We start from the raw sequence: 16,581 nt of genomic DNA, 5'->3' as shown, positions 1-16,581 counted from the left end.
CGTGAGTCGAATCAGGACCAGTTCAGGCGCCGGTGAGTTGCTGGTCGAGCTCCGCCGGGACGCCGGAGTACCGCTGCATCAGCAGCTCGAAGGCGGGATCCGGGCCCGGATCCGCGAGGGCCTGCTGCGCGCCGACACCGTGATGCCATCGACCCGCGCGCTGGCGGACGACCTCGGGTTGTCGCGTGGTGTCGTGGTCGAGGCCTACCAACAGCTGGTCGCGGAGGGCTATCTGGTCAGCCGGGGCGGCGGGTACACGCAGGTCGCGCCGGTGGAGATCGTCGAGCCGGACGGCGCGGTCGCGACGCCGGCCGGGGAGCCGCGGATCGACTTCCGCTACAGCCGTCCGGACGTCTCGCAGTTCCCGCGCGCCGCGTGGCTCCGCTCGATCCGCCGGGTGCTGAACGAGACGCCGTACCAAAGCCTCGCCTATCTCGACGGGCGCGGCACGATCGAGCTGCGGACGGCGCTGTCCGACTATCTCAATCGGGTTCGCGGTACGGCGGCTCGCCCGGAACACATGATGATCTGCAACGGCTTCGCGCAGGGATCGCGGTTGCTCCTGCAGGTCCTTGCCGAGCAGGGGTATCGCTGTCTGGCGGTCGAGGATCCATCCGACAACGATCTGCGCGAGGTGGCTCGAGCGGCCGGTCTCGAGGCGGTCGGCGTACCGGTGCTGGAGTCGGGCATCGACGTGGACGCGCTCGAGCGGTCCGGTGCGGACGTCGTACTGGTGACCGCCGCGCACCAGTTCCCGACCGGCGCGGTCGCGTCGGCCGAGACGCGGGCGGCGCTGGTGGCGTGGGCCGCCGAGGGCGATCGGCTGGTCATCGAGGACGACTACGACGCGGAGTACCGGTACGACCGCGAGCCGATCGGTGCGATGCAGGGGCTGGCGCCGGACCGGGTCGCGTACGCCGGCACGGCCAGCAAGACGCTGGCGCCGGGGCTGCGGCTGGGCTGGCTGATCCTGCCGACCCGGCTGGTCGAGCCGATGTCGCGGGCGAAGCTGATGGACGACCGCGGGTCGCCGGTGTTCGACCAGTTGGCGTTCGCGGACTTCGTCGCTCGCGGTGAGTTCGATCGGCACCTACGCCGCATGCGGCCGCGGTACCGCTTGCTGCGGGACACGCTGGTCGACCGGCTCGCGGCGCGACTGCCCGAGCTGGTGCCGGCCGGGATCTCCGCCGGGCTGCACGTGATGACGTTGCTGCCGCCGGATCTGACCGAGGCTGACGTCCAGGCGGCGGCGCTCGAACGCGGCCTCGGTGTTTACGGACTGACGCCGTACTGGGTCGCGTCACCTGGGCCGGCCGGACTGGTCTTCGGGTACGGCGGACTGACCCAGAAGGCTGTTGTCGAGGGCATCGACCTGCTCGCGGACGCGATCGGATCCCTACGCATTCGATGAATAAACTTCCATTCGGTTGCAATTCGATCCGATTGGTTCTAGGCTCGGACGGGTGATAACCGCTGCTTGCATCGACAACCTGATGAACCAGGGCTGGCCCGCCGCGCACAGCACCGAGCTGGACGGCTGGCTGGTCCGACGCAACGACGGTGTCACCCTCCGAGCCAACTCGGTGCTCCCCGCGGGTGCGCCGTTCGACCTCGGAAAAGCCTTGGACTACGTGGAAAACCTGTATCAGGCGCACGGCATCACGCCGTCGTTCCAGATCAGCCCGGCGGCCCAGCCGACCGACCTGGACGCCCAGCTCGAGGCGCGCGGCTACGAGGTCCGCAACCCGACGCTGGTGCAGTGCGCCGAGATCGCCGACGTACTCGCCAAGCTCCCCGAGTCGGACGCCGACGTGAATATTTCCTCGGTGCCCAGTGATCGCTGGATGAAGTGCTGGTGGGCCGTCGACGGTCGTGGCGGCGGTCCGGCCGAGCAGGCGTCCGCCCAGCAGATCCTCGAGCGCGGCCGCGCGCTCTACGCCGTCCTGCCGGGCGAAGCCGAGGACGTCAAGGCGATCGGCCGGCTCGCACTCGTCGACGACTGGGCCGGCCTCTACTGCCTGGCCGTCGACGAAGCCTTCCGCCGCCAGGGCCTGGCCCGCGCGGTCATCCGCGCCTTGTTGCAGGAGGCAACGAGCCGGGGTGTCGAGCGCGTCTTCCTCTGCGTCGTCGAGGCCAACACCCCAGCCCGTGCGCTGTACGACCGCCTTGGCTTCCGGACGGTCTCGCAGTACCACTACCGCGTCAGAGCGTGACCTTCGCCAGCAACTCCAGTACGACGAACTTCGCCCCGGTGCGCTCGACCGACGTGCGCAGCGGGGTGAGGTCGGTCCACGGCACGGCCGGTTGATCGAGGGGCTTGCCGAAGTCGTCCCAGTGCGTTGCCAGCACCGTGCGCACCGGTTTGATCGTCCGGAGCAGTCGGTCCGTGATGCCGGGCTCGCCGCCGGGCGCGGCGAGGACCACATCGACCTCGAGATCGCGCAGTGCGTTCGGGTCGAAGTTCGCCGTACTCAGACTGAGGATGCGCAGGCCGCCGATCGTGATCACGTACGCGAGCGTGCCGCCCTCGACCAGGTCCTCGATCACCCGCGGCCTGGGCGGTACGGCGTCGAGGCGGTAGCCCGCGAACGCGTAGTCGTGCCGTTTCCCGCCGCACGAGTGCAGTGACGGGAAGACCTCGATGGTGAAGCCGTCGAACGCGAGGTACTCACCGCCGCGCACGGGTGACAGCAGGTCCTTGGGCGTCCGCATCGCCCGCAGCAGGTTGACGTGCGAGTGGGTGCCGAGGACCGTCGCCTGCGTCTTCTGCGCGACGTACGGTACGTCGGCCATGTGGTCGTAGTGCCCGTGGTGCACGAGGATCGCGTCGGCCGCGGTGAGGTGGCGATCGATCACGGCCTCGTCGATCACCAGTCTGGTCTTCGGATTCACGCCGTCCGGTGTGAACGTCCCGGTCTCGAAGCGGGTCAGCCACGGATCGGTCAGCACGATGTGCTTGCCGCACCGGATCTGCCACGCGTGGGTGCCGAGCCAGGTGAACTCGACCGGCGTCCGGTCCGTCGGTGCACTCGCTGTTGGTGCCGCTTCGCCGCGGGTGTCCATTCCGATGACCCCGGTGGCTCCGGCCGCGGCCGCGGCTGCGCCGGTCAGCATGCCTCGACGACTCACCTTCACGCTGTCTCCTCTCGTCGTACTGGACCTTCAGTCAAGGCGAGGGCGCTGCAGCCTGTCGAATATGCTCTTGCGCATGAATCGATTGTCTGGAGATATCGCCGCAGGTCAGCCAGGTCAATGCTGACCGAACGGCATCTGCAGATCTTCATCGCGCTGGCCGACGAGCAGCACTTCGGCGACGCCGCCCGGGTGGTCGGCATCACCCAGCCGCCGCTGTCCCAGGGACTGCGGCGGCTCGAGGCGCTGGTCGGCGCCAAGCTGTTCGAGCGCGGGCAGGGCCGGGTCGAGCTGACGCCGGCCGGCGCCGCGTTGCTGCCGTACGCCCGTCGCGCGCTGACCTCGATGGAGGAACTGCGTCAGGCCGCGGTGTCCCGTGATCCGGAAGGTCCCGAGATCCGGCTTGGGCTGGCGCCGGAGGTTCCGCCGTCGGCGGGCGCGGCGGTGGCCGCGGCTTGTGGTGCTGCGATTCCCGGTAGCCGGGTGACTGTCGTGTCTGCGCCGACCAGCTCGCTCGTGGGCCAGGTGTCCGCGGGTCGGCTGACGTTGGCCGCCGTACTGCATCCCGCCGTACTCGACGGGCTCGAGGCTGGGCCGGTGACGTTGCTGCCGACGTGGGCACTCGCACCAAAGGGACTCGGCGCGAACGACGGGGATGAGGTTGCGCTGCGGCGGTTGGCCGGGGTGCCAATCGCCGTTCGGCCGCGGGCCGAGGCACCGGCCGCTCGGGATCTGTTCCTGGACACGCTCGCACTGCATCGGCCGGACGGTGGCACGGTCGTGGTCACGGACGAGCGAGCCGGGCTCGCGATGGCGGCCGCCGGCCAGGCGATCGTGGTGACTGCCGATCCTTCGCTGACGGCGCCTGGAGTCGGCAGGCATCGGATTGTCGACAATCCACTGCCGGTGCGTCTTCGGCTGGTGTGGTCCAGGACCCGTACGCCGTTCCTCCGCCCGGCGGATGTGATGGCTCGGTTGACCGATGCGATGGTGGCGTCATGAGCGCCCGGATCCGCGCGGTCTTCGAGGACGCCGGCGTTCGCGGTTGGCTGCACGCGGTCGCGCTCGACGCGCCGGAAGCGACGGTCGACGTCGACGCGGACACCGTCGTACCGATGGCGTCGGTCTACAAGGTGCCGTTGCTCGCGGGCTTCTGCCGGCTGGTCGATCTGGGCGAGGTGGATCCGCGGCGGCAGTTGACGCTGGATCCGTCGACGCGGACGGCTGGACCGACCGGGGTGTCGATCCTGGCGGACCCGGTGACGATGTCGCTGCGGGACTTGGCGGTGTCGATGATCACCGTGTCCGACAACGCCTCCGCGGATGCGCTGCTGGATGTGGTCGGTCTGCAACGGCTCGCGGAACTGCTGGAATCCTTCGGCCTGAAACGGACCTGGGTACGACGGGGGACCGCGGGCAACCTGCGTGACCTGCAGAGCCGGACCGGGGCGGACGATCCGGACGCGGCGCTCGCCGTACTGGCCGACAACGATCAGACCGATCCGGTCGGCGTGTACGAGGCGGCGAACGCGTCGGCGAGCAGCCCGCGTGACCTGACGACGCTGCTGCGGCGGTTGTGGACGGGGGAGTTGCTGTCCGAGCAGCAGACGGCGTTCGTCCGGGCGACGATGCATCGGCAACTGTTCATGCATCGGCTGGCGTCCGGCTTCCCGCACGACGGCGTGCGCGTCGCGGGGAAGACCGGGACGTTCGGGGCTTTGCGGCACGAGGTCGGGGTCGTCACGCTGCCGGGTGGCGCTGCCTTTGCGATCGCCGTGTTCACGCTCGCCGCTCGCGGCGACTTCCGCCAGCCTCGGGTCGACGCAGCGATCGGCGAGGCCGCGCGCGTCGCCGTCGACCTGCTGCGTCAGACGATCGCGTAGGCCTCGACTTCCAGCAGGGCGTCGGGGCTGAAGAGTGCGACCACCTGGACGGCCGTGCTCGCGGGCGGATTGGTGGTGTCGACGTACGCATCGCGGGCGGCGCGGATCGCCGGCAGGTAAGCGATGTCGGTGACGAAGAAGTTCAGCTTGACCACGTCGGCGAAGGTGGCGCCGGCGGCCTTGAGGCAGGCGTCCAGGTTCGCGAACACCTGCCGGGCCTGGGCGGCCGGGTCGCCGACGCCGACGAACGCGCCGTCGGCGTCCAGTGCGACCTGCCCGGCGATCGCCACCCACTGGCCGGGGCCGGTCACGACGTGGCTGTAACCGTTGCCTGGGGCAACACCTTCCGGTTGCGGGTGTGAGAGCTTGCTCAAGAGTTCCTCCAGAGTCGGGTCGTCCGCACTCAGGTATACAACGCCTTGGTGAGGAAGTCGCCGACGAGCCGCTGCATCCCGGCGTCGAAGCGGTGCCGGCCGGGGAGGAAGACGCCTTCGTAGCTGCCGGGGCCGTAGTGGAAGTGTTCGGTCAGTTCGCGGTCGGCGTCGTGCATGCCAACCGGGCTGAACAGTTCGTCGTCCTCGGCGTACACGACGAGTTGCTGGTGGCGGGCGCGGCCGGCGGCGAGGGTCGGATGATCGAGGTGCCGGGCCAGGCCGGGGGTCGAGAACAGCCACGAGTGGACGTCGACGTACGACGGGATGAGCCCGGCGAAGGTGGTCATCATGCAGACCACGGCCGACGCCTCGATGCCGGGGGCGAGCGCGGTGAGGATCGCGGCCCGGCCACCACCGCCGGACAGTCCGAAGACGCCGACCTTGTCCACGCCGTCGATTCCGCGCAACACGCTGAGCGCGGTCAGGTCGTCGTACGCGACCATGCCGGCCAGCGACGTACCGAGGATTCCGGCCGCCTTCGCGACCGTGTGCTCATGAAGGGCCGCGGCGACGTCGTACGACTCGTCGTCTTCGGCCGGCAGCTCGAAGCGGCGGGAACCCCAGGCGAACGTGTCATGACACAGCACCACGAAGCCGGCGCGGGCGAGCACACCGGCGGCGGCCTGGCCCTCGTACAGATCGTCGCGGACCCTGACCGCGACCCGGCTGGGCCGCGGTACGTCGACCAGTCGCTCGGCACCGATCGACTTCACCCCGGCATGGCAGTGCAGTCCAAGCAATCCGGCCCGCGGCGCTCGCCCGGCCGGCCGGAGCAACCACGCACGCGTCGGCGGTCCGAACGGTGTGGTCCACTGCAACTCACTGGTCTGGACGCCGTCGGACTGCCACTCGTCTACAGTCCGCACGGCGGGCGCAGCACCGGGCTCCGGTACGCCGAGCAGCCCGGCGACCTTCGTGGTCAGTTCGTCGCCGGTCAGTGGCAGGGTGTCCCGGACGAAGTCCGGCCAGTCGTCGTACCCGCCCAGTGCGCTGGGTCTCACGCCACCTCACAGGGTTGAGAAACCGGTTTCTTTCCTGAGAAGGTAACACAGTGGCCGAGGCTCGAATAGGCTTCGGAAGGCGGTTTCCCAACCGGGCGGGGACGAACGGAAGACGGCGCATGGGCAGGACACCGAAGGACTCGATCACGATCGCCGATGTCGCACGGGCGGCGGAAGTGTCGCGGGCGACGGTCTCGCGGGTGATGAACGGGCGCCTGACCGTCGCTCCGGACATCGCCGAACGCGTCCGCGCCGCCGCCGACCGGCTGAACTACCGGCCCAGCGACCTGGCCCGCAGCCTGTCGCTCGGGCGCACGAACATGGTCGCGCTCGTCGTTCCGGATCTGGCCAACCCGCTGTTCCAGCAGGTCCTGCGCGGCATCACGAACGCCTCGGCCGCCGCCGGCTACCGGGTGCTGGTCGCCGAGACCGATGAGGACCCGACCGCCGAGGCGGGGATCGCGCTGGCGGCGCGCCGGCGATGCGACGCGCTGATCATGGTGTCGCCGCGGCTCGACGAGGAGAGCCTGCTCGAACTGCTGCCGCAGGTCCAGCCGGTGATCCTGGTCAACCGGCCAGGCCCGGCGGACGTCGCCAGCGTCGCGGTCGATTACGGCCGCGCGGTGCGGATCGTGGTGAACCACCTGGTCGGCCTTGGGCACCGTCGGCTTGCGTTCCTCGCCGGTCCGCCGGCCAGCTCGTCCAACCAGGCGCGGCTGCGGTCGCTGGACGTCGCGCAGCGAGAGATCCCCGATCTCGAGATCGTCCGGCTGGACTGCGGCTGGTCGATCGAGGACGGGTACGCCGCGGTCGAGCGGGTGCTGGAGTCACGCGTGACGGCGGTTGTCGCCTTCAACGATCTGGTCGCGTTCGGGTTGCTTGCCCGGCTCAACGAAGTGGGCGTCGCCGTACCGGCCGATGTGTCGGTCGCCGGGATGGACGACATCGGGTTGTCGCGGTTCGCCGTACCCTCGCTGACGACAGTGCGGGTTCCGCAGCAGGAGTTGGGGGAGCTGGCCTGGCGTCGGTTGTACGCCGCGATCTCCGGTGCGGATGTCGAAGTGGACGGCGTACCGGATCTTCGGCTGGCGGTGCGTGCGAGCACCGGACCGGTGCCGCAGGCAACGAAGCTGACCGGGGATTCTCCAGGTGAGCGGGTCCGATGGCAGCAGCAGGGGGACAGGTTTGTGCTTGGCGGCGACTCCGTGCCGCTGGCGCACTACGAGTTCGGGCGGCGGATGCCACAGGTGCATTCACCCCGGCCGTACTTGCATCCGGTGCGGACGCTCGGCGGTCACCCGCTCACCGAGGTCAGCCCGGTCGACCACCGGCACCACTACGGCGTCTCGCTGGCCGTTGCCGGAGTCAACGGTACGTCGCACTGGGGTGGCCGGACCTTCCTCCCGGACCGCGGACCAACGCTGCTCCCGAATCACGGTCAGCAACGCAGCCGCGGCGTCACCGTCGCCGGCAACGCGTTGACCGACGAGGTCACCTGGTACGACGAACAAGGCCGCCCGCAACTCGCGGAGCGCAGGCTCCTCCGCGGAGCGTTGGCCGAAGGCGGTTGGCGCCTCGACTGGGAGAGCGTCTTCACCGCCCGGTACGGCCCGGTCCGCATCGACAGCCCGGCCACCACTGGACGCGCCGGTGCCGGGTACGGCGGCATCTTCTGGCGCCTTCCGACCGTCGAGACCACGACTGTTCTCAGCGATTCCGGTGAGGGAGCCGATGCCGCCTACGGATCGACCAGCCGCTGGCTGGCCTTCATCCAACAGCGCGCCGACGCTTTCACCACGCTGCTGCTGTTCCAGCCCGGTGATGTCCGTCCGTGGTTCCTCCGCTCCACCGACTACGTCGGAGCCGGTCCTGCCCTGGCCTGGGACGGTCCCCTGGACCTGCAGCCAGAGCAAGCGGTCTCGTTCTCCCTGAGCGCGCTGCTCCTCGACCTCCCGCTGGACTTGTCCCAAGCCCGCACCCTGATGGGTCGCCTGCTCTAGGAGAGGGACGCGAGGCCCGTCACCGGAGAGGATGCGAGGGCGGAGTGCCAGCGGCGGGGGACCCGGCCCGCCAGGCGGGCAGCGCGGCCGGCGGAGACCGCGTCGCGCATCGCGGCCGCCATCAAGGCCGGCTTCTCCGCGCGCGTGACCGGGGTGGCGAGCATGACCGCGTCACACCCAAGCTCCATGGCCAGCGCGGCGTCGCTCGCCGTACCGATCCCGGCATCGACGATCACCGGGACGTTCGCGGCCTCGGCGATCAGCGCGAGGTTGTGCGGGTTGCGGATCCCGAGCGCCGAACCGATAGGTGCCGCCAACGGCATCACCGCCGCACAGCCGGCCTGTTCGAGGCGGCGGGCCAGGATCGGGTCGTCGTTCGTGTACGGCAGCACGATGAAACCGTCGGCCACCAACGTGTCCACGGCATCGAGCAACTCGACCGGGTCGGGCATCAGCAGGTGGTCGTCGGCAACGACCTCGACCTTGATCAGGTCGGTCTGCAAGGCCTCCCGGGCCATCCGGGCGGTCAGCACCGCCTCCGCGGCGGTGTGACAACCGGCCGTGTTCGGCAGCACCTCGATGCCGTGCTTCGCCAGGACGTCGAGGACCGAGCCCTCGTGACCGGTCCCGAGCCGCCGCATCGCGACCGTGGTGAGTTGGGTGCCGGAGGCAAGCAATGCCTCCTCCATCACTTCCAGGTTGGCCGAACCGCCCGTGCCCATGATCAGCCGCGAGGTATAGGTCCGCCCGCCGAGCTCCAACGGGTCGTCCATGTCAGCCTCCCTGGACGGCGCTGACGATCTCGACCCGGTCGCCCGGTTCGAGCGTCGTACCGGCCCACTCGCTGCGCGTGAGCACGGTCTGGTTGACCGCGACCGCGATCCCGGTGGTGCGGTCGGAGAACTCCTGGATCAGGTCGGCAACGGACTTCCCCGGTGCGACCGTGGTCTCTGTACCGTTCACCCAGACGGATTCCTGCATCGCTTCCTCCCTACGCCGGAATTACCCGATTCAGGTTCAGCGGTCGGCGACGCCGTACACAGTCGCCCTCTCAGCCCGCTCCGGTGCGAGCTCCCGCGGCAGTTCGACACTAACCACCCAAGGCGATCGAGACAACCCAGGCGGTCAGGCGATGCGGCTGGCCGTGAGCTCCAGGTGGAGGTCGAGTTTCTGGGCGACCATGAGGTTGATGGCGGCGTTCCAGCTCACCGACCAGCGCTTGCGCAGCAGCGGAAGCGATCCTGTGAAGGCGACTCCATCGTCGGTGCCTACCAGTTCGAGCGGTACGACGACCGGCCGGGTGGCGCCGCGGATCGTGAGATTTCCCGTCACCGTGAACGTCGTCACACTTGTCTGGCTCACCTTCGTGGACCGGAACCTGATCGACGGATACGTCTCGGCGTCGAGGAAGTGCTCACGCAGCGCCGCATCCCGCCGCCGGTCGCCGGTCTGAATGCTGTCCGCCTGAATCGTCAGATCCGCTGTCGACCGCGCCGGATCCTCCCCGTCCAGCCGCAGCACCCCACTGAACACCTCGAACTCCCCAGGCACCCGAGGCCCCACCGTGTGCCGCGCCGTAAACCCCAACCGCGACCGCGCCACATCCACCGCGTAGTCCCCGGTCAGTTGCCTCAATACCGTCGTCGTAGTCATACATGTACGACGAGACTCCTCCCCGAACTGTCAGGCTTCAGGACCAGGCGGAGGAGGGCGAGGGTTGCGAGGGCGGCGACGAAGGTGGGGACTGTCCACCAGCCGAGGGCGTGGTAGAGGCGTACGGCGGTCCAGGAGCCGAGGCTGCCGGCGGAGTAGGCGCAGACCATGTACGCCGTGTTCATCGCGCTGCGCCGGCCGGGGTCGAGTTGGTACATCCGGGTGACGTTCGCGACCATCCCCGACTGCATCGACACATCGAGGACGAGTACGCCGGCCACGAGGAGCGTGAGTCCCAGCGCACCACCGGCGTACGCACCCAGCATGAGTACGGCGGCGAGAACGGTTCCGGCCAGGATCCAGGCCGTCACGGCGTCCGGCGTACGGCGATCGACGATGCGACCGGTCCACGGGACGACGGCCATCGTGGCGATCGCGACCAGACTGATCCAGCCGAGTGCGCCCGCTCCGAGGCCGAAGGAATCCTGCAGGACGAGGACCAGGGTCGCCCAGGTGCCGGTGAAGCCCGCGAACGTGCAGGCCTGGTAGACCGCCGATCGACGCAGACCGCTACGTAACCTCAGTTGGTCGAAGGGCCGGCGCAGGTACTGCGGGAACTCCGCCGGCTCGACGTGCACCGGCACGGGGAGGCGAGTCCACGCGACGGCGGCGCATACCAGCGCCAGCACGGCCGCACCCAGGTAGGCGTATCGCCACGAGTACTCCTCGCCCAGGAACCCGGCGATCGCGCGCGACAGGATCATCCCGGGGATGCCCACGCTGAGCAGGACGCTGTTGATGCTGCCCAAGCGGCGCGATCCGGTCATCCCCGCGACGTACGGACCGATCACCGGCGACGCGACCGTCGCACAGCCCATCAGGAACGATGCGATCACCAGGACCGGCAACGACGGTGCGGCCGCGGCTGCGATCGCGAAGACCGCGACACTAGCGAACAAGATGGTCAGCAGCCGCCGCTGCACACCGGTGTCACCCAGCGGTACGACGGTCAGGATGCCGACGGCGTACCCGGCTTGTGGCGCGGTCACGACCAGCGCCGCGTCCGACAACGGCACGTGCAGGGATGCTGCGACGGAGGGCAGCAGCGCCTGCGGAAAGTAGACAGTCCCGACGCCGACCGCCGAACACACGGCCAGTACGCCGAGCAACGTCGTGCGCGGGCGCGCGTCGACGGCAACCTCGATACTCATCCCCCGACTGTTGCCGGGCGCCGCAGCGGCCTGCGAACGATTTAGGATTGGGCTACATCGACAAGGGGGGCAGGCGTGCTCACGTATGAGTTGACCTCGCGGGACCTTGAGGATGTCCGGTTCGCGGTCTCGCCCGCGGCCGAGACTGTGCTGTCGCTGCGCGCGTTGCAGGACCCCGGCCGGTTCCCGCTCCAACTGCCATGGGTCCGGGCGGTTCAGCCGTTGCTCGAGTCGCTGGACTGGAGCGTGCTGCGCTGGCTGGTCAACGACACGATGGGGAGTCCGGACTTCCTGACGCCGCGGCCCACCTCTCCGCTCACGCAGATCGCCGACGAGCTCGACCTCATCGGCTCGGTGGACCGCGAGACGTTCGAACGCCAGCTCGTCGGGGTCCACGGTGAGGTCCCCGCTGAGCTGGTCGGGGCCGACGGCGTGACGAAGGTGGTCGACGCTCTCCGCGAGTACTGGCAGTCCGCGATAGCGCCGTACTGGAATCGGATGCGCACGCTGCTGACCGCAGACATCAGCTACCGCGGGCATGTCGTCACTCAGCGAGGTACGGGCGTGATGCTGAACGAACTCGGGCCGGCCATCAGTTATGGCGACGGCCTGCTGCGCGTCGACCGCGTCAGCGAGGTCAGCCGCACCGAAAGTGTCGACGGCCGTGGCCTTGTCCTCCAGCCGACCCTCTTCGGCCCGCACGCCGTGATCCCGATGGACGTCGGCGCCGAACCGATCCTCGGCTACCCGCCGCGCGGCCAGGCGAACCTCTGGTCGGTCGTCGACCCACCGTCGCGCCGCGACCTGGCCCAACTCATCGGCACCGCCCGCACCCGCATCCTCGAACTCCTCACCCACCCCAGAACCACGACCGACGTCGCTGCCGAGCTCAAGGTCACCCCCTCAGCCGTCAGCCAGCAGTTGCAGCTCCTCCGCCGTACCGGGCTGGTAGAACCCCAACGCACCGGCAAACAGGTCCTCTACAAACCCACCCAGCTAGCCGCCCTCCTCACCGGCACGGAACCCGACTGACCCAGTCACATGGCGGATGGCGGGTTGTGTGCCGGCTGGCGGGTTGTTGCGTGCCAGTGGTGAAACAACCCGCCAGTGGCCCGGCTAGTGCTTGGAGCGGCAGACTTCGCCCTTGATCTGGGTGACGAAGTGGTCGACCTCCCAGTGCTGGCCCAGGTAGGCGTAGCCGGTGGCGCCTTCGTAGCGGCCGGTGCCGCCGGTGAACTGCTGGGTGCCGCCGGCGTGTCCGGCGCCGGTGGTGGTGTCGACGTTGCCGATGCTCGTCTCGAGTGCGGTGAGCGTCGCCCCGTCCTTGAAGGTGTAGGTGAGCGCGCCGCTGACCGGCCGCTGGTCGGGAGCCGTCGCCGGTGCTACGCCGCGGGAGCCGAGGATGAACACGGTCGTCCCGTCGAAGCCGTGCTTGCCGCGGACGAAGCCGGCCACGCACACCTGGGTCGGCGGCGGGCACCCCACGTCGACAACCTTGTCGTAGATCGTCGCCTCGACCTCCTCGCAGCGGGGCGATGCGTTGGCGAGCGAGGTGCCGGCGATGACGCCGGCACAGGCGATGGCGATTGCGGCGATGCGCAGGGATCTCATCAGGCCTCCTGTGATGGATGTCCGCGGCAGCCTAGGAACGGTGCCGGTCCGGTGGCGGGGCCGATTCGAGCTGTTCTGCGCCAGTCCAATCTCGATCAGATAACGCGGCGCAGCGCGGCCAGCGCAGCCGGGATCCGGTCGGCCGGGACGGCGCCGTACCCGAAGACGAAGCCGTTCGGTCCCAGGCGATCGATGCCCCAGCGCGAGATCGTCCCGAGGTTCACGCCCGCGGTGAGGGCGCGCGCGGCGAGTACGGTGTCGCTCGGTTGTCCGGATGTCAGCAATGCGGCCATGTGCGTCCCGCCGCTGGACTCGATCGGCTCGAGTGCGTCCGCGAAGTCCGCACGCAGAGTGCCGGACAACAGGTCGTGCAGACGTTCGTACGAGCGCCGCATCCGCCGGATGTAGCGGGCCAGATCGCCCTCCTCGATGAAGGCTGCGAGAGCGGCCTGCACGTGACCGGCGGTGCCGTAGTCGGCGACGAACTTCGCGCGGCGGGCGGCTTCACCCAGCGGTGCCGGTACGCCGAGGAACCCGACCCGCAGCGCGGGCAACAGTGTCTTGGAGAAGGAACCGACGTAGAGCACGCGACCCTCCTTGTCGGTCGCCTGCAGGGGAGTGAGCGGACGTCCGGTGAAGCGGAACTCCGAGTCGTAGTCGTCCTCGACGATCGCCGCATCGTGCTCGGCGGCCCACGCGAGCAGCGCAGTACGGCGCGACTCCGACAGCGGCATGCCGAGCGGGAATTGGTGCGACGGCGTCACGTACACCAACCGCGTCTCGGCCGGAAGCCGCTCGACAACCAGCCCCTCGCTGTCGACGGGCACTCCGACGACGCGGGCTCCATGCGCAAGGAATCCGCGGTACGCCGGTAGGTAGCCGGGATCCTCGATGGCCACCGTGTCGCCCGGCTCGAGCAGGACCCGCGCGGCGATGTCGAACGCCTGCTGTGCACCGGTGGTGATCACCAGCTGCTCGGGCGCGATCCGGACACCTCGGCTGACGACCAGATGCCGCGCGAGCGCATCACGCAGCCGGGCCGAGCCCGCCGGATCGGCGTAGCCCACATCGGTCCGAGTCCGCAGTTGATCATTGATCAACGCTCGCCACCGTGCGAACGGGAACTGGGTCCGCCCGGGGATACCAGGCGCGAAATCGAACTCGGCGTCGACGATCAGATCCGGTATGGCGAACTGCTCGGCGCTCCAGATCGCCCGTGGCTGCAGCGGGGACGCGGGTGGCGCGGGCGTGGCGGGGACACGTGCCCCGGTGACGAACGTTCCGATCCCGGCCCGCGAGCGGATCAACCCATGCGCGGCGAGCCGCTCGTACGCCGCGACCACGGTCGCCCGCGACACCGACAATCGCTCCGCGAGCTCACGCGACGACGGCAGCACGGTCCCCGCCGGCAAGGCGTCGGTCCGGATCCGCTCGTGCAACTGTGCATAGATCTGCTCGGCCAGTCCGCCCTCCCCGCCCAGATGCAGATGCAGATCCATGTCCGCATTCTCGCCATTGCCCGGCTCAACGGCTAACCTCTCGCCACCGGCAGCAGACGCTCGACGAGGAGACGTCATGGCAACTTTCACCCAGTCCGACGACCTGCGGGGCGCGAAGTTCGTCGGGACGGATCTGCACGGGGCGCGGTTCGTGGAGTCCGACCTGTCCGGCGTCGTGATGCGCGGTGTCGACATCGGGAAGGCTGACATCGACGCGCCCTGGCTCTCCGACGGCGAGGGCTTCTTCCGCCTGAACGGAATCGACGTGATCCCGTACGTTGAGGCCGAGCTCGACCGGCGCTTTCCCGGCCGCGAGCTCCGGCGGGCCGGGGATCCGGACGGCCTGCGCGAGGCCTGGGCCGCACTCGAGCGCACCTGGGCGGCGACGCTGGACCGCGCCGCGGCGATGCCGGCCGGCACGGTCGACGTGTCGGTGGACGGCGAGTGGTCGTTCGCCCAGACGCTCCGCCACCTGGTTCACGCCACGGACGTGTGGCTCGGCCGGGCGATCCTCGAGCTCGAACAACCGTTCCATCCGATCGGTCAGATGGACACCGCCACCAAGAACGACGGCGCGGACACGTCGGCCCTCACGAAGACCGAGCCGACGTACGCCGAGGTCCTCGAGGTCCGCGCGGGTCACGTCGCCACGGTGCGCGAGTTTGTGGCGGCGGTGACACCGCAGACATTGGCGGAGGCGCGCAAGAACCCGCACGCCCCCGAGTACCCCGAGACCGTTCTCTCCTGCCTGCACGTAATCCTCCAAGAGGAGTGGGAACACCACCGCTACGCCGTTCGCGACCTCGACGCCATCTCGTCAGGTCAGGCGGGGCAGGTTGCGGACGCTGGGGACGCAGAGGGCTAGCAGCAGGGTTGTGGTGAAGGCGGCGGCCGCCGCGAGTTCGACTGTGCGGGGGCTGGTGTCGATGAGGCCCACCGTGAGTTGGGCGAGCGGCATCGCGGCGTATGTGGCGAGCATGACGTACGACGAGATGCGGGACAGCTTGCCGAGTGGGATGTGCTGACCGAGTGCGGTGTCGACGCCGACGCTGATGGCCTGGAATCCGATGCCGACGCCCAGCGCGCACAGGGCCACCAGGGGGAGCCGAGGTGCGAGCGCGAGGCACAGCAGAGCGGGGATCATCAGCAGGATGCCGAGAATGCCGAAGCGCAGGGGATGGCTCGGTTTCACCCTGAGGACGAGGAATCCGCCGGTGAGAAAGCCGAGGCCCAGGAACACGCTCGAGATCGCCCAGCCGGCCCGGCCGAACGACTCGTCGGCGATGACCGGGCCGAGGGTCACCCAGCAGCCGACCCAGACGAACTGATTCGCGAACATCACCAGGCTGATCACGACGACCCACCGAGTCCTGATGAAGTCCGACCAGCCTTCGACGAGGTCCTTGAGCAACGACTTCGACGTACGGGCGAGGCGGGTCAGCGGAAGGCGCGACAGCAGTGCCGCGGCCAGCAGGAAGGCGGCGGCATCGACGGCCAGCCCGGGCGCAGGGCCGATGAAACCGACGATCACACTGGCGACTGCGCCGCCGAGGAGGGTCCCGGTGGATCGAGCGATCCCTGAGGCCGCGTTGGCCTGCGGCAGTTCGGCCGCGTCCACCAGCTCGGGCAGGATTCCCGACAACGCGGGTAATGACACGGCGGTCGCGACGCCGTTTGTTGCCCCGAGCACCATCAGGTGCCAGATCTCGGCCTGGCCGCTCAGCAGCAGAACCGCCGCCGTCGCCTGCGTCGTACCGCAGACGAGGTGCGCCACCACGAGCACCAACCGGCGGGGCAGCCGATCGGCGATCGCTCCACCGAGCAGCATCAAGCTGACCATCGGCACACTCTGAGACGCCAGCACCAGGCCCAATGTCCGCGCGGAATCGGACAGATCGAGCACCGCGAACGCCAACGCGATCGGTCCGACCGCCGAACCGAGCAACGAGATGAACCGGGCGCCCAGAAACAGCCGCACCTCGCGATGCCGTAAGACCGCAAAATCCGCGCGCCAGCTCACAGTGACTCACTCTGACACGCCCGCGGGTCGCCTTCCGGTCCCGCGAAAAGACCATGAATTGCCGGCACGCTCGTGCCAGGATGCTCGGCATGTCTGGTCGCGCGTTGAGTTTCGGAGCAATGGCGAAAGCCTACGAA

General features: G+C 69.3%; 17 protein-coding genes and 1 riboswitch. Of the genes, 7 read left to right on the top strand and 10 right to left on the bottom strand.

All coding sequences use genetic code 11. The annotated features are described in order from the left end of the window. Position 1: 1 nt before the first annotated feature. Together pdxR (E0H75_RS00195) and E0H75_RS00190 are read left to right on the top strand one after the other, a co-directional pair. Positions 2–1,411, top strand: coding sequence for a MocR-like pyridoxine biosynthesis transcription factor PdxR (gene pdxR / locus E0H75_RS00195; RefSeq protein ID WP_131511004.1), 1,410 nt, complete (start codon positions 2–4; stop codon positions 1,409–1,411). 52 nt (positions 1,412–1,463) lie between these two features. After that, the gene (locus tag E0H75_RS00190) at positions 1,464–2,213 is read left to right on the top strand and encodes a GNAT family N-acetyltransferase (RefSeq protein ID WP_131511003.1); all 750 of its coding nucleotides are present in this window, start codon (positions 1,464–1,466) and stop codon (positions 2,211–2,213) included. Here the strand turns inward: E0H75_RS00190 and E0H75_RS00185 are convergent. Continuing rightward, a complete protein-coding gene (locus E0H75_RS00185; RefSeq protein ID WP_238162730.1) occupies positions 2,203–3,135 on the bottom strand; it encodes an MBL fold metallo-hydrolase in 933 nt (310 codons plus the stop codon). The two genes, E0H75_RS00190 and E0H75_RS00185, sit on opposite strands and share 11 nt — an antisense overlap. Before the next feature lie 117 nt (positions 3,136–3,252). Between E0H75_RS00185 and E0H75_RS00180 the strand changes: the two genes are divergently transcribed. Both E0H75_RS00180 and E0H75_RS00175 read left to right on the top strand, forming a co-directional pair. After that, positions 3,253–4,134, top strand: coding sequence for a LysR family transcriptional regulator (locus E0H75_RS00180; protein WP_131511002.1), 882 nt, complete (start codon positions 3,253–3,255; stop codon positions 4,132–4,134). Continuing rightward, positions 4,131–5,015: a serine hydrolase gene (locus tag E0H75_RS00175; RefSeq protein WP_131511001.1), complete on the top strand. Its 885-nt coding sequence runs from the start codon at positions 4,131–4,133 to the stop codon at positions 5,013–5,015. Before E0H75_RS00180 ends, E0H75_RS00175 begins: the two co-directional genes overlap by 4 nt. On the opposite strand, the gene E0H75_RS00170 is transcribed toward E0H75_RS00175, so the two are convergent. Then, complete coding sequence (locus E0H75_RS00170; protein ID WP_131511000.1) at positions 5,000–5,389, bottom strand: RidA family protein; 390 nt, start codon at positions 5,387–5,389, stop codon at positions 5,000–5,002. The two genes, E0H75_RS00175 and E0H75_RS00170, sit on opposite strands and share 16 nt — an antisense overlap. A 29-nt stretch (positions 5,390–5,418) precedes the next feature. Continuing rightward, positions 5,419–6,450 carry an acetylesterase gene (locus tag E0H75_RS00165; protein WP_131510999.1) on the bottom strand — a complete coding sequence of 344 codons (1,032 nt, stop codon included), beginning with the start codon at positions 6,448–6,450 and terminating at the stop codon, positions 5,419–5,421. A gap of 119 nt (positions 6,451–6,569) precedes the next feature. On the opposite strand from E0H75_RS00165, the gene E0H75_RS00160 reads away from it, so the two are divergent. Then, positions 6,570–8,450, top strand: coding sequence for a DUF6807 family protein (locus E0H75_RS00160; protein ID WP_131510998.1), 1,881 nt, complete (start codon positions 6,570–6,572; stop codon positions 8,448–8,450). Here E0H75_RS00160 and E0H75_RS00155 read toward each other — a convergent pair. The 4 genes from E0H75_RS00155 to E0H75_RS00140 form a co-directional block, all read right to left on the bottom strand. Next, positions 8,447–9,223 (bottom strand): thiazole synthase, encoded by a 777-nt coding sequence (locus E0H75_RS00155; protein WP_131510997.1) that lies wholly within the window; start codon positions 9,221–9,223, stop codon positions 8,447–8,449. The genes E0H75_RS00160 and E0H75_RS00155 overlap by 4 nt on opposite strands. A gap of 1 nt (position 9,224) precedes the next feature. Beyond that, entirely contained in the window at positions 9,225–9,431 is a 207-nt protein-coding gene (gene thiS / locus E0H75_RS00150) for a sulfur carrier protein ThiS (protein ID WP_131366050.1), read from the bottom strand. Further along, positions 9,422–9,538: riboswitch (TPP riboswitch) on the bottom strand. It overlaps the preceding gene by 10 nt. Before the next feature lie 37 nt (positions 9,539–9,575). Next, complete coding sequence (locus E0H75_RS00145; protein ID WP_131510996.1) at positions 9,576–10,103, bottom strand: YceI family protein; 528 nt, start codon at positions 10,101–10,103, stop codon at positions 9,576–9,578. Further along, the gene (locus E0H75_RS00140) at positions 10,100–11,314 is read right to left on the bottom strand and encodes an MFS transporter (protein ID WP_165553333.1); all 1,215 of its coding nucleotides are present in this window, start codon (positions 11,312–11,314) and stop codon (positions 10,100–10,102) included. The genes E0H75_RS00145 and E0H75_RS00140 overlap by 4 nt, the downstream gene beginning before the upstream one ends. Positions 11,315–11,389: 75 nt before the next feature. On the opposite strand from E0H75_RS00140, the gene E0H75_RS00135 reads away from it, so the two are divergent. Beyond that, positions 11,390–12,346, top strand: a complete 957-nt coding sequence (locus E0H75_RS00135) for an ArsR/SmtB family transcription factor (protein ID WP_165553330.1) — start codon at positions 11,390–11,392, stop codon at positions 12,344–12,346. 84 nt (positions 12,347–12,430) lie between these two features. Here the strand turns inward: E0H75_RS00135 and E0H75_RS00130 are convergent, their stop codons facing one another. Further along, positions 12,431–12,925 (bottom strand): hypothetical protein, encoded by a 495-nt coding sequence (locus E0H75_RS00130; protein ID WP_131510993.1) that lies wholly within the window; start codon positions 12,923–12,925, stop codon positions 12,431–12,433. Positions 12,926–13,020: 95 nt separating this feature from the next. Beyond that, positions 13,021–14,424, bottom strand: a complete 1,404-nt coding sequence (gene pdxR, locus E0H75_RS00125; RefSeq protein ID WP_131510992.1) for a MocR-like pyridoxine biosynthesis transcription factor PdxR — start codon at positions 14,422–14,424, stop codon at positions 13,021–13,023. Positions 14,425–14,500: 76 nt separating this feature from the next. Here pdxR (E0H75_RS00125) and E0H75_RS00120 point away from each other — a divergent pair, with 76 nt between their 5' ends. Next, on the top strand, positions 14,501–15,289 hold the full coding sequence (locus E0H75_RS00120) for a DinB family protein (RefSeq protein ID WP_131510991.1): 789 nt from the start codon (positions 14,501–14,503) through the stop codon (positions 15,287–15,289). Here the strand turns inward: E0H75_RS00120 and E0H75_RS00115 are convergent. Continuing rightward, entirely contained in the window at positions 15,242–16,402 is a 1,161-nt protein-coding gene (locus E0H75_RS00115; protein ID WP_238162729.1) for an MFS transporter, read from the bottom strand. The two genes, E0H75_RS00120 and E0H75_RS00115, sit on opposite strands and share 48 nt — an antisense overlap. Positions 16,403–16,581 lie beyond the last annotated feature (179 nt).

The sequence above is a fragment of the Kribbella capetownensis genome (genome assembly GCF_004331485.1).
GTDB classification, from domain to species: domain Bacteria; phylum Actinomycetota; class Actinomycetes; order Propionibacteriales; family Kribbellaceae; genus Kribbella; species Kribbella capetownensis.
The sequence above is the reverse complement of the archived record's forward strand: the minus strand, read 5'-3'. Positions and strand labels throughout refer to the sequence as shown.